Consider the following 13,379-nt stretch of genomic DNA (forward strand, 5'->3'; position numbering starts at 1 on the left):
TTTCACCAAATTCCATGAACCCCTTTGGATGTAATTAGCCGTGTCTAATTAGTCGGGCAGTAAATGCAAAGGAAATCTCGATAATTTAATTTAAGCCGTAAATTCCCATGATGCGTAGTAACCCATAAAATTCCGGGACTAACTTCAAAAACGTAGGGATAACTCAAGAAGAATCGCTTACCTGAACCATCCTCTAAGTACTTAGCGATGATTTTTGGCTTACTCCAAGTCTTCCCATCATCGTCGGAAAAGGCCATGGAAAGCTCCTCTCTAAAATTGCTAGCTGCGACTTCCGACCACTGGCCATCCCCACCCCACAATTCATGGTGCGTTTTTCCTTCAGGGAACTGCCGATGCCAAATCAGAACGAGCCTCCCGTTCGACATCCGCTTTAAGATTCCTGGCGCGGAACTGGCCGAAATCATCGTGGGTTTGATATCCTTCCAAGTCAAACCCTCATCGTCAGAAAAAGCTTCCCAAAATGTACCCCAGTTTGTCCTCATCAATTGCCAAATTCTCCCGTCCTTCAATTGCTCAATGGTCGATTCGGAAACCCCTCCATGATGCCCAATCCCACCCAAATCAATAATATTGCTACGCTCCCAGGTTTTACCGTCATCTCTAGATGTATAAGTCAGAACCGCATGTCGACCCGGGTGATGGCGAGCCATCATAGTCGTAAAAATGACATTTCCGTTCCGGGTTTCTATCATGTCTCTAATGCAACCAGTATATTCGTTATGAAGCTTCTGTAGATCTTGCCAGGTTTTTCCACCATCAAGACTCCTAATTGTATAGGTTGGCCTAATGGCATAATGTTCGTTCCAATCTCTAATTTCTGGATTCCAATAGGAACTTTTCTCCTCATAGTTTATGAATGCAAGTATAATTGCACCGCTTTTGGTCTTCACCAACGCATTGTGATATTTGAATTGAATTTTATCTCCCTCTTTAAAAATCCTATGGCGTTCCCATGTCTTTCCCTCGTCATTGCTGATGAGGGACTGAGAATCTTCGACTGCCAAAATGCTGCCATTATCAAGTCGCACAAATGGCCCTAAAGGAACGCTTGGCATCTCATCAATCGTTTTTGGAATCCATACGCCGTTTGCTAATGTCTTTCCAGGAATACCGTTTACTGTCTGCGCCACAAGCTTACCTACATCGAAGAAACCTGTCAAAACCAACAACACACTACCAAGTAAGCTGCTGGCACGTAAATGTTTATAAAATATCATGATTTATAAGATTAAACTTACGACAACTTTAATTATTTAAATCTGAATGAATACAGGTCGGCATCCTTTAATACGAACCTCAATCGAACCGGTTTGTTAATAGTACTTAGCGACATGGTCTCCCCTTCTCCTCGCTTCCATTCCACTCTCCGTTCTACGGAATCTCCGAATACTGGGAAACAATTAATCGCTTCAAAACCCTGGATTGGAATAAAACCGTTCTCCTCTAGTACTTCCACACGCACTTCACCTGCTGCGGAAGTAGAAAAATTGATATACAGGTCATCACCTTCAAAAAGAATAGGCTTAGTAATGAGCTCCCCTCCATTCATATCGGCATTTACCGAAACAAATCCGTCTACTCTCATCGTGTAGCGCCGCAGTTTAGTACCTTCATCACCAATCCAATAGTTTTCTACTGCATAAATCGAAAGTTCATTAGGGGCGCCCTCAAACTCACTTGTTGTTTCAATGAGATGCCACCCTACAAAGCCATCACCATACGTCCAACTTCCGACGCGTTCTATGCCGGGGCGAAGGAAGACTCGATTCCACTTTTTAAAGTGAGCGCCATCCCTTGAGGCCATGAACAGCCCATCAGTCAAAGCAGTACCATACCTCTGACTAAATTTCATTCTAGTCATTCGACCTTCGTATCCCGGTAACGCATTCAGCGAACTGGTTAAGTTTTCTAAAGGTTCATAACTCTCCTTCTGGGAAAACCTGAACCTATCCTTCTCTACATATCTGCTGGGGAATCCCACATAGATATGCGGTGCCCGATAGTATGGTTTGATGGGGAAATGATACAACTCTTCGATTGGTGAGTCAATGTAGTTGACATCGGTATGTCCGTGCCAGTGAATGAAATCTTTCGATACTGCCGTTCGGATTAGTCGTGTGCCATCCTGTCCATGACGCCAATATATACGATATTCTTGCCTCTCCGCATCCCAGAAAGCAAGATTTTGTGAATCAAAGAAGCCTCCGTCATCCTTTTCGATGACTGGATTATTGCTCAATAGACTCCAATGCTTTCCATCGGGAGACTTCACGGCCAACAATCCCTTATTGTGTACAGGGCCTTTCCCACCATGAAGGATGACTAAGCCTTTGTACAATTCATCTTCTCGGACTGCGGGATTGGTATCCTTGAAAAAACCTCCGCTCCATGTGACGTACATTCCCTCGTATTCTTTCTCCTTGCCATAAGAAATAACAACAATATTATTATTGGTTGAGCCATTAAATTCGCATAAGTTCAAAACAGGTTTCGTCCAATTAATCCCATCCTTGCTCTCTGCATAGCAAAGATTCTTATGATGAAATTTACCCGAATTCCCCCCAATATGTCCTCCTCTATAAAACATTTTAAACGTATCACCATCTTTGAATATACTGTGATAACTCGTTGCATTTCCTTCCCACGGTTCATCGTGCACAATCACGACTTCTTTGGGGACAGGTTCGTGCAAAATTAACTGAGCAGAGCCTTTAAGTTCGTCAATCAGGTAATCGTCAACAAATAACTCTAAGCGTGACGCAATATTCAGGGCTTTCGGACGAACATCCAATAACTCTTGAGCTTGTATTAAACCGATAATGAAACTAAGACTTAATAGCGCAAACAATTTTCTAATCATGATAGATTTCTTTAGATAAAATTTCTTTAAGGGCGATCCCATCCGTCGTTTTGCTCCAGTTTTGGGTTTACGACCAATTCGTTGAACGGCAATGGCGCAAAATATTTATGATCAGGATACAGTCTCGGTGCGTTGGACTGCCAAAGAATACGTCCTTTATCTCCTTCTGAAAGCTTCAGGGTAGCATTATTGATAACAAAATAATAAACACCTGTTACGGGATTTGCAACACTTCCTGTAACAAACATCACATCCGAGCGACCGTCTTCATTTATATCCATCAAGACATTCAATTCGGGCACGTAAAATCCATCCTTTTCCCGTTCAAGCAAATGTCCCTGCCTCCATCGCTTTAGATCATCATACCTAACGCCCTCACCAAACAGCTCGATTGCTCTTTCCCGTCGGATCTCCATCAGCGACGCAGAATTCAAATCACTGTAGAACTGTTCCTTCATATAGGGGTCTATTACCGTTGGCATGGAAAGGTCTTGGATGCCCGCGCGTTTCCTCAACAGTGCAATTGAATTTTCCCAGTCAGTGGAAGTAAACTCCCCGAGTTCTGCCTTAGCTTCCGCATAATTCAATAGCACTTCAGCGTATCGAAAGATAGGTATCGAGTTATAGTTTTGTTCCAGCGTTTCATATAGCTTATCATCTAACGAGAATTTCAAAACCTGGTATCCCGTTCGAGCTCTCCCAAAGTTGATTGGGGCTTTAAAACCGTCGGAATAGGTGTACGCGGGGGTTCGAATGGTCTGAGATAATCGGTAATCACGATTTTTAACTTCTTCTACAAAAATCGTCGAATTATAATCGGAATTATCAGTAAATCGCGTTCCATCAATATTCAGGTAAGTATTAACAAACCGTTTTGTTAAAAAAACACCATCATTTACTGCATAAAAGCGGGTTCCATCATGCCATACTTGAAGACTATTGTTATATATACGAGCAAGTATGATTTCCTCGTTAATGGGATTCTCGCGTGTAAAGAGCTCGCGATAGTCGCTTTGAGGACTTCCCGTTTCATATATAGAATAATTTCCACTGTTGATTACAGAAAGCGCTGCATCTCTTGCCTTCTCCAACCAAGAATCGGCCGTGGAAGCCAATCCCAATTCGTGATGATATTTCCTGAACGTACCTTCGAATAGGCAGATACGCGATTTCAAAGCGAGTGCCACCCATTTTGTGATAATCGAACTTGTTGGGTCTTTACGATCACTGATATGAGCCACAGCAAAATCCAAGTCGGCTAAGACGGAATCCATAACCATCTCTCGTGAATCCCGGCCCTTGAACAAAAGCGGACTGTCTGGTTCCAAAGGCTCTCCATACCAAGGCACGTCCCCGAAGAAACTAACCTTATCGAAATAGAACCAAGCGCGAAAAAACCTTGCAATACCAGCATAGTGATCCCTGATGTTATCAGGGACATCGTTATTTCGGTAATTGGCTAAAAAATAGTTGATGTTTCTTAGATTTCCCCACGTCCAGTTTTGCGCGTTCCTACTGGTAAAGTTGGATGTTAAATACGTATTGACAAATGCCCATCCAGTCAAATCGCTCATAACATCTTGATTGAAAAACCAACCTTCTACCCCACTCCCCGAATACTTTCTAGCCCATGGTACCGGGGGCAGCATTTGATAAAAACCATTTGTGTAAAGCTCCAAATTCTGCTCTGTCGCAAAAGCCTGACCCGAAGTAAGGCTGTCGAGCGGGTCTTTATCCAATAAAGCCTCGCAAGATGATACTACTAACGATATCCCTATAATCGTAAGTATTTTTTTAAGTGCTTTCATAACTATTAGTGATAAAAATGTTAAAGAGATATCTTAATCCCTATAGTGTAGGTCTTTAAAATTGGATAATCGTTACCCTGAAACTGCACCTCAGATGTCTCAATGAATTCAGGATCCACAAAACCTTTGGTAATCTTAAACATTGGAGAATATGTCCAAATATTTTGCCCTGAAACAAATATGCTAAGATTCTGGATACCAAAAGGGCTCAAAGTGCTGTTAGGTATGTTATACATAACCGTCAAATCCTTTAACCTAACATAGCTGGCATTCTGCAGATATCGCGTTTGTGGCTGAAGTTGGCGAGTTGGGGTCACCCCCGCAAACTTGATTTGCGGAAAATAGCTGTCCGTGTTATCAGGCGTCCAAAAATCATCATACAAAAACTCTGGAAAAATCGCATAGGAACTCCCCGCTAGTGGACCCCAGAAATTTACTGCTCCATTGCCTGGATACCAATCTCGCTTTCCTACGCCCTGAACAAAAATAGAAACAGAAAAATTATTCCAATTTACGCTTCCATTGAACCCATAGCTATATCTAGGGGTGGAATTGCCAATAATCTTCCAATCGCCGTGGTCACTAAGCGTTTGATTTCCCTTGCTTATCTTTCCATCTCCGTTTAAATCTTTAAATTTAACATCTCCCGGTGTCACAATATTGCCAAGTGAGTATTGAACTTCGCTATGATCGGCACTGCTCTCAATATCTTGCGGAGATTCAAAAATACCTTCGGTAACCAAACCCCAAATATCGCCATACCGAAGTCCTTCATACAAGTTTGTTTGAAAGGTGCTTGTGTTAATACTAATTACATCACTTACATTGTTGAATTTAGTTATAGTTGATACGTTATCCGAAAGTATAAAACGCAGATTATAAGACAGTGGTCTACCAGCTAGGTGTGTTTGGTCGTTCCATCCAAGGGACAATTCGAAACCCTTTGTCTCTAAGTCGGCGAAATTGCCTCGAGGAACGCCCGCGCCAAATACAAGCGGAAGTGCAGGGCCACTGGTAATCATGTCTGACGTCTTCCTTTTATATAAATCGAGAGAAAACGAAAACCTATTTCTGAACAAGTTCATATCCAGTCCACCATTGATGGTTGTAGCTGTTTCCCATGTAAGGCTTTCGGGTATAACTGAAGGACTAGATGTATACGCCGTTTGTTTGCCATTCAAGATGATATTTCTGGCAAACCCTGTTCCAATCTGTTCCAAAAACAAATAAGGCGCAATTTGACTATTCCCCAATGATCCATAAGATGCTCGGATCTTTAGATTATCCATCCACGATACTTTGTTTTTCAGGAATGCCTCTTCAGACACCCTCCAACCTACTGAAATAGATGGAAAAAAACTATACTGCTGGGAATGCGGGAATTTAGATGAACCATCTAATCGACTATTCACTTCCAACAAATATCTTTCATTATAATTATAGTTAATCCGAGAGAATACACCCGCCGTGGCCCATTGATTCCCGCCTCCTCGAATAACGCTATTATCGCCGACGGCCAAATTGAAATCGTCTAACGCGGGAACGATAAGATTATCTCGGAAGACATACAGACTCTTGTTTAGGGTTGTCTCGTAATTTCCACCCAATAACACTTTAAGGTCATGCTTACCAAACGTTGACTGGTACTCGGCATAAACATTGGAGCTGAAGTAATCATTGGTCGTCCTTTCCTCCGAAAGCTCACTGATACCTGAATCAATTGTCTCGTTCGGACGTATACTATACGGCTGGGATATTCGCTTTTTGGTTACTTTTCCGTAAATCCCCCGATACGAAAAATCACCCCGTATTCTCAGTTTTTCTCCCATGAGCTTTCCTATAAAACTAATGTCTTGTTGAACCATATTGTAGGCACTCCATATTCCACCTTCGCCATACAACGATCCTAACCCACGCCCGTCGACAATTGCGCCCCTCGTAAAGGTACCATCAGGATTAAAAATTTCCATCACAGGTACATTCGTAGCATTTAGCTGATAAAACATATTATATCCCTCCAAATTGAATGGATCGAAATAGTCCCGCCTGTTCATACTCGTATTGGTATTAATAGCCAACCAATCGGTCACTTCTAACCCGCCCTTTATTCGAAGGTTATATCGGTTGAATTTGTCAGACCTAATTTTATATAAGCCGTCTTGACCGAAATAATTAGCCGAAATCAAATAGTGCGTATTTTCTCCCTTTCCCGAAACGGTTATCGAATGTTCTGTGGAAGGAATACTGCTATTAAAGTACTCCTTTTCCCAATCATGATTGCCGAAGTACATATATCTCCCCGTCACTGGATCGACTTCAACGACTTCGAAATCTTGATCCGGATTTTCATACCGATATTTCAATTCATCCAAATAGCTCAACGAAAACGGCACATAACTCGACCCCAATTCAGCGGGGAGATAATCGCCGTCATAAAAAGCGTTAATTGCTTCATAACCAAATTTAACCCTAATGTAGGGGTCCGTAACATACTTGCGATTTTCGGTTCTGCTATTAAATGAGTAGTTTCCCGAATAGGTTATTTGGGGTTTAGCGTTTTTTGGGTTCTTTGTAGTTATTAGTATAACGCCAAAGGCCCCACGCGAGCCATAGATAGCAGCCGAAGCGGCATCTTTTAAAACGGCAACACTCTCGATATCATTTGGATTAATTGTTTCCGGATGACCGGGTATGCCGTCTATTAAAATCAGCGCCTCCCCCCCTGCGCCAATGGATGTAAGCCCCCGCACATTGAGTGCCGGAGACGCCGTGGGTCTCCCATTCGAGTGACGGATGTTAAGATTTGGTATCAGGCCTTGCAAAGCTCTGGACAAATTGGGTACCGGCCGATTTTCAAGATATTCCGATCCAATCTGTTCCACCGCACCTGTCAGATTTACCCGCTTTTGCGTTCCATAACCGACTACAACTACCTCATCCAAAATTGGCGAACCCGCTTGCAATGTAACAGCAATGTGAGCACCCCCATCTACTAACACTTCCTGTGTTTGGTAGCCAGTATGAGAGATTACCAATGTAGCGCGTTCCCCGATGATTTCCAACGAGAACTTTCCCTCGCTATCGGTTATCGTTCCCCTGCTAGTTCCTTTAATCAAAACATTCACACCGAAAAGGGGTCTTCCATCTGAAGAAACGACTGTTCCTTCTACCTTCGAATTTTCTATGGTAAGCTCGTAATCGACTCCATGTATTGCAGCAAATAAATGCCAATCATTAGACATACAAGCGGTACCCCCGAATGTGGGATTCGAAGAAAGAAAAACAGACAACATCAGGATGCCTATTAATACTTTTTTCATCTTTCTTTTCATTTAAGTTATTAATTATTTATGTTAGTTAATCCATTATGTCCAAACATAATTGTGCTCTTTCCATCGCCATAGCTTCCCATCCCTAGCTTTGGACGCCACACCGTCACTATTCTAAGTAAGATTTCCCATCTCCACGTGAACTGCCAAACGCACCTAGAATATTTTGGCAGTAGTTTTTCAGTCCAACTACGTCCGCCCCAATACTTACGAAACGGTACCCCATAGCTCGTAACTCATCAAAATTAGCAGCGGTACCCACCGTCGCTGCAAATTTCCCGTACTTATTCGCTACGTTCGCTACCCGCTTTCTTGTTTCAATCAACAATGGGTGATCCCACTGCCCTGGGGCTCCAATACTTTGACTAAAATCGCCTGGACCAAAAAACAGCATATCGAACCCTTCCAACTGCGCAATCTCTTCCAATTCATCCAACGGTTCAACATCCTCAATTTGCAATGCTAAAAACCGTTCGCTGTTAGTGGATGAGAGATACTCATCGAAATCCATGGCCGTATATGCACCGTCCGCATTACCGCCATCAATAGGTCGACGCCCCAAGGGGTGAAAGCGCGTCATCCGAATGACGGTCTTTGCATCTTCCACTCCCATGATATGTGGCACCAAAATCCCAGCGGCATCTAACTCCAAAGGCTTGATATAATCACTGTAATGTCCTCTGGGTACACGAACCATAAGGTCTACATTATGTGCTTTGGTGGCCCAAACGTGAGATGCAATGACCGACCAATCCTGACCGATGTGTTCGAGATCCGCCCAAACACAATCAAAGCCGCAGATGGCTGCGATTTCCGAAACCTGGGCATCTTTCAAATTAACCTTCAAACAACTGGCCATATCTCCAGATCGCAACCTTTGAAGCACCTTACTTTTTCTAATCATCTATCTAAAATTTTATTGACTTATAGTCGCCATTTCGGCTTTAAGCGAAATAGCAGAAACGCACAACATACCATAGCAATTGCCGCAACCTGAAAAATAAGGCTCAGATTTACCTGCTCATCCCTAAGCAAACCCGCCACATAGATGCCTATACCTCCAATCACACAACTACATAAGTTCAGAAAGCCATACCCGGTGGCGAGATAACGCTTATCGACAATCATCCCCAGTACAGGCATCATATTCGCATCTAGGAATGGTCGAGTCAATGCATAAAAAATGAAGCCGACGACAACCACCCACAATACGGAGACATAGCTAGCAATAAACACTCCTGGAACGGCTATGAGAAAGCCGATTGCGGGCAACCAAATCCTAGCGTTAACATTTGTTTTGAACCAGCAATCGGCTATAACTCCTCCCAAAATAACACCTACAAGCATAAACGGAAAGAAATAGGCAGTGGAGTAAATTCCTGCCTCCGTCTGAGATAGGTTAAATTTTTCAAGATAGTATGTCGGAAGCCAACCATTTACAATCCAACTAATAGCCCCAGACATACCCCAAATAACTAAGAGGATTACAAAAAATGGGTTACGAAATAGACTAATCAGCATTTTCCCAAACGTTGGCTTCTTTATTTCGGAAAAGGTCGACGCCATTTTTTCATCCGATTTCTTTGGATAATCTTTCAAGAGAAAGACAAGTCCAACGGCGTAGAAAACACCCATAATCCCAAAAATACTGAAGGCGTAAGACCAATCATGAGTTTCGGCAAGCCATCCGCCAACAAACCCGAGGCTCTGACCAATCATCATCCCAGCTGCATGGATACCGATAGCCGTAGACCTTGTTCTCACCGTGTGCCAATCCATAATCAACGCCAGGGCCGCTGGGATATAAAACGCCTCACTGATCCCCATCAACGCACGCGCGAATAATAGCTCGCCAAATGACGTGGCCAAAGACGTCAACCACGTAGTCAATGACCAGAAAAACAGGCTCCCAATAATTACTTTGCTTCTACTATACCTATCTGCTAAATAACCCGCAAAAGGACTACAAATGCCGTATATCCAAAGAAAAACGGATGTCAACAACCCAAACTGTGCATCGGAAATTGGTATTTCCGCAATAATACTACCCCGCATAGTTACGATCATCATACGATCCAAATAATTCAGCGCAGCAACTACAAAAAGTAGTGCCAAAAGCAACCAGGGGTAATATCTGCGTTTTCTAATCATGGGAGGAATACATCAAAACCGCATACGCTGCTGTCGCATGGGTATCTGCATCATATCCGGGTTTGGAAGAATCAGATACAGATGCGTATATACTAGACAATATTCTAGCTTCTCCTGGCCCACCTCTTTCCGAAATCCCATTTAACACATGAATTAAAGTGGACGGGTCTGTTCGCGACGCCATCAACCACTGTTTAATACCTACCAAGTCTTTATGATTAACATTCGGAGCCGTAATCCACGCGGTAGTACATAAACTGGCTCTAGTGGAAGTCGCTCCGTCGAATTCCTCCGTAATGTTTAGTAATTCCTGCCAATCTTCTTCGGAAAATGGACGCAAATAGCGGAGTACATAGGAAATGATTGGGATAACCGCTTCTCTATCGTATGTCTGGCACATTTTTAGCCATACCAAACATTGCGTTCGTACAAAGTCCATCCCGATTGTTAGTGAATACGCCGCGCTCCAAAGAGAATAGATATTAAAGGGACTAATTGTACGTATATCGATTTCAGTCAATGGGGGGTTAGAACCTATCACGGGAACTTTTAGTTTGGCCAACGTTTCGATCGCGTGAAGCCGATCTGGACTGTCAATCGTGTCATATACATCACGTATTTTTGTAATCCATGTTTGACGTTCCTCAGGTGTATCAGCGACTTGTGCCAATACTCGCCAAATGCCTATGCGATACTGAAATTCACCGGAAAACAGAGTTTCTTCTTTCATAAATTCTTCTTTGACTTCCGGTAGAAACGACATGGACCATATAAGATATTCAGCCACGTGGACCTTTACCCAACCACTTTCAGAATATAATAGGCTTTTTAAAACACTCGACATTTTGCAGTTTTCGTCGGCAGTTTTCGTTGTTTTAGTAAGAGCGCGATCCGGCATAAAAATCACAATAAGCGTGAGCTGCGTAATAATAAACTTCTTCATAAAAATAAACTTTTTCAAAAAAATAAGCCCCTCTTTTGGCGGATTTGCAACTTGTATAAATTAAAGACTACATATACACCTCACGCCATTCGCGCTTAGGCAGCGGTTCTATTCAGAAAAGCTGTTCAACATAAGCGTATTTTTTAATCTAGTCCATACTGCAGGTCTTGGATATCTCGTTGGATATAATAACCCTTAATGATTAACCAAAAATAACGTGTTAACGAATGTAGTACTACAATTTTCCTATGTATTATTGGTACAATATTTCAATGGCGGAAATGGGTTGAAATATGCTATTAGGTTCTGGAAAGAATGGTCGATGAAGAGTTTGTGGGTTGATTTCGAAAAACAGGAAAAATCTGGAATTGGATTCCATTTTTTTCCAACAATTCATTATATTTCTCTTCAGACCACTAACTGTCGTCCAAGCACATTCCTAATTTTTCCCTCTGCGTTTTCCACCAAATAACTAGTTCGGCATCGCCAGCATTCGTAGCCGCCTTTCTCGAGTTCATGTGCCGGTGGAACATAACCTACGTAATCATTGGCGAGGCAAACGGTGAAATACTTTTCATCCGGCCAACGGGCTTTCAGGTTCAACCCAGTCTCTGAAAAAAACTCACCTCCCAAAGCGCCAATCGCCCCCGAACCGATACGAAAGCCTTGAATGGGAAAGAGCCTTTCATCCGCGAACTTACTCAACAACACCTGCTCACGTGCATAAACTTGTTTAAAAAAATTGGGTTCGCCGAAAGTTATATTTTCATAATCGGTTTCGGAAACAATTCGTTCGGCCGTGGTTAATTCTGCTGCCGTGGGTTTACGTGTACCGATCAGCAAATCAGTATAATTAGCCTCCAAAACAGGTGCTTCCTCCCAATGCATATCGGATAGTGACTCCACAACCGCTGATGCCAAATCGGCACCAATCACCTTGCTCTTTTCATGATTGCCCGATGGGTACCGGTCCGGGTCTTGAAAATCCCAAATGTTTATTTCACCACTGGTGCCGTTACTCATCATTCCGACAAAACGATGGTCTGTGCCCAGGCCGGAAGCCACCGACCGGGCAAAATATCCAAAATAATCTGCACTGAGCGTACCGCGTTCGCAATCGCCTACATAGTGTAACGAATAGTTGGCCAACAGGCTAATCCAACGGCCATCGGTGCCCTGTACGGCTAAATATCGCAGTCCTGGGTCTGGCATGGTGGTTGAACCAACAATCTGCTTCTCGTCGCCAAAAGGATTGGTCTTTACCGCATCCATACCGCCTGTAACTGGATTGATTGCTTCATAGCCCCCATCCATTTGATAGCGCCTGCATAAGAGATGTTGCGGCTGATCCACACTACCCCAGCCGATTTTGGCGGGACGGAGGTTTGCGTAAGCATCCGTAGCTGCTTGGACAATTCGCTGGGGTAGCCATTGACGGTAAGCCCAATCTACATGTCCCATTAAAAGCTCCGCCACCGAACCACCGGAATGGGTATGGGTGGCAGCAATAAGTTGGCATTCGCGTGGAATCCCTAACGAATGGGCAATTGTAGCTTTAACTTCGTCCAAAAAGTCGCGTTGCATGGCGCATATATCTACCATGACAATGAGCAACGTCGTTTTCGCATCCTGCAATACTAAAGCCTTTGCAAATAATGGATCGGCAATCTCGTTGGCGTATCGGCTTGTAAACTCGCCATTGATCACCGTGCCTAGTGGTGGCGTGATATCCACCTGTGCTGCGCCGGCCTTGAATGTATGATGTGACATAACCCAAAATTTATGAGGCTAAAGGTAGTCGGGTTTTATTACGTTGGCTACTATTTATGTATAAATAGTTGGTATAATATTTCGAAGACGCTTTCTTTATCGCTTATTGAAAACGAAATTTAGCTTCTGGGCAGTGTAACCTTCAAATTTGCGGTCGGAAGAGACGAGTATAAGTTTTTCGGCGATGGCTTGGGATATAATGGAATAGTCGAAGGGGTTATGGTAGATTACTTTAAGACTGCTTTCCTATCCACGATCTCGATGCCCGGATTTTTCACAGCTTTCAGGAACGCCAACCAGGTTTTAGACATTTTCTTCGCTTTGACCAACTCCTCTGCTTCTGCTATGGCTTCATCGATATTTTTGCCATTTATTTTTTTCGTCGTTTTCATCATGTCTATTATCTCTCACAAACTTACATAAAATCAAAACAACTAACTAATTAGCTAACTGCTTGTACTGAACAGCGCACAACGAAAAACCACACACCATAATTG

9 protein-coding genes are annotated in these 13,379 nt (G+C 43.0%); all 9 read right to left on the reverse strand.

Features of this window, described 5'->3' with window-relative positions; translation table 11 throughout:
• Nucleotides 1-44: 44 nt before the first annotated feature.
• Complete coding sequence (locus tag NGM62_RS03155; RefSeq protein ID WP_262245743.1) at nucleotides 45-1,238, reverse strand: sialidase family protein; 1,194 nt, start codon at nucleotides 1,236-1,238, stop codon at nucleotides 45-47.
• Nucleotides 1,239-1,270: 32 nt separating this feature from the next.
• Complete coding sequence (locus NGM62_RS03160; protein ID WP_262245744.1) at nucleotides 1,271-2,881, reverse strand: hypothetical protein; 1,611 nt, start codon at nucleotides 2,879-2,881, stop codon at nucleotides 1,271-1,273.
• A gap of 26 nt (nucleotides 2,882-2,907) precedes the next feature.
• Complete coding sequence (locus NGM62_RS03165; RefSeq protein ID WP_262245745.1) at nucleotides 2,908-4,689, reverse strand: RagB/SusD family nutrient uptake outer membrane protein; 1,782 nt, start codon at nucleotides 4,687-4,689, stop codon at nucleotides 2,908-2,910.
• Nucleotides 4,690-4,709: 20 nt separating this feature from the next.
• Nucleotides 4,710-8,009, reverse strand: coding sequence for a SusC/RagA family TonB-linked outer membrane protein (locus tag NGM62_RS03170; protein WP_262245746.1), 3,300 nt, complete (start codon nucleotides 8,007-8,009; stop codon nucleotides 4,710-4,712).
• A 118-nt stretch (nucleotides 8,010-8,127) separates the two neighbouring features.
• A complete protein-coding gene (locus NGM62_RS03175) occupies nucleotides 8,128-8,922 on the reverse strand; it encodes an HpcH/HpaI aldolase family protein (protein ID WP_262245747.1) in 795 nt (264 codons plus the stop codon).
• Between the two features lie 20 nt (nucleotides 8,923-8,942).
• Nucleotides 8,943-10,169 (reverse strand): MFS transporter, encoded by a 1,227-nt coding sequence (locus tag NGM62_RS03180; RefSeq protein WP_262245748.1) that lies wholly within the window; start codon nucleotides 10,167-10,169, stop codon nucleotides 8,943-8,945.
• Entirely contained in the window at nucleotides 10,162-11,112 is a 951-nt protein-coding gene (locus tag NGM62_RS03185; RefSeq protein ID WP_262245749.1) for a hypothetical protein, read from the reverse strand. The genes NGM62_RS03180 and NGM62_RS03185 overlap by 8 nt, the downstream gene beginning before the upstream one ends.
• A 408-nt stretch (nucleotides 11,113-11,520) precedes the next feature.
• Nucleotides 11,521-12,882, reverse strand: a complete 1,362-nt coding sequence (locus tag NGM62_RS03190; protein ID WP_262245750.1) for a hypothetical protein — start codon at nucleotides 12,880-12,882, stop codon at nucleotides 11,521-11,523.
• 227 nt (nucleotides 12,883-13,109) lie between these two features.
• Complete coding sequence (locus NGM62_RS03195; RefSeq protein WP_262245751.1) at nucleotides 13,110-13,277, reverse strand: hypothetical protein; 168 nt, start codon at nucleotides 13,275-13,277, stop codon at nucleotides 13,110-13,112.
• Nucleotides 13,278-13,379: the final 102 nt, after the last annotated feature.

It is taken from the genome of Parapedobacter soli (assembly GCF_025460835.1).
In the GTDB taxonomy this organism is placed as follows: Bacteria; Bacteroidota; Bacteroidia; order Sphingobacteriales; family Sphingobacteriaceae; genus Parapedobacter; species Parapedobacter soli.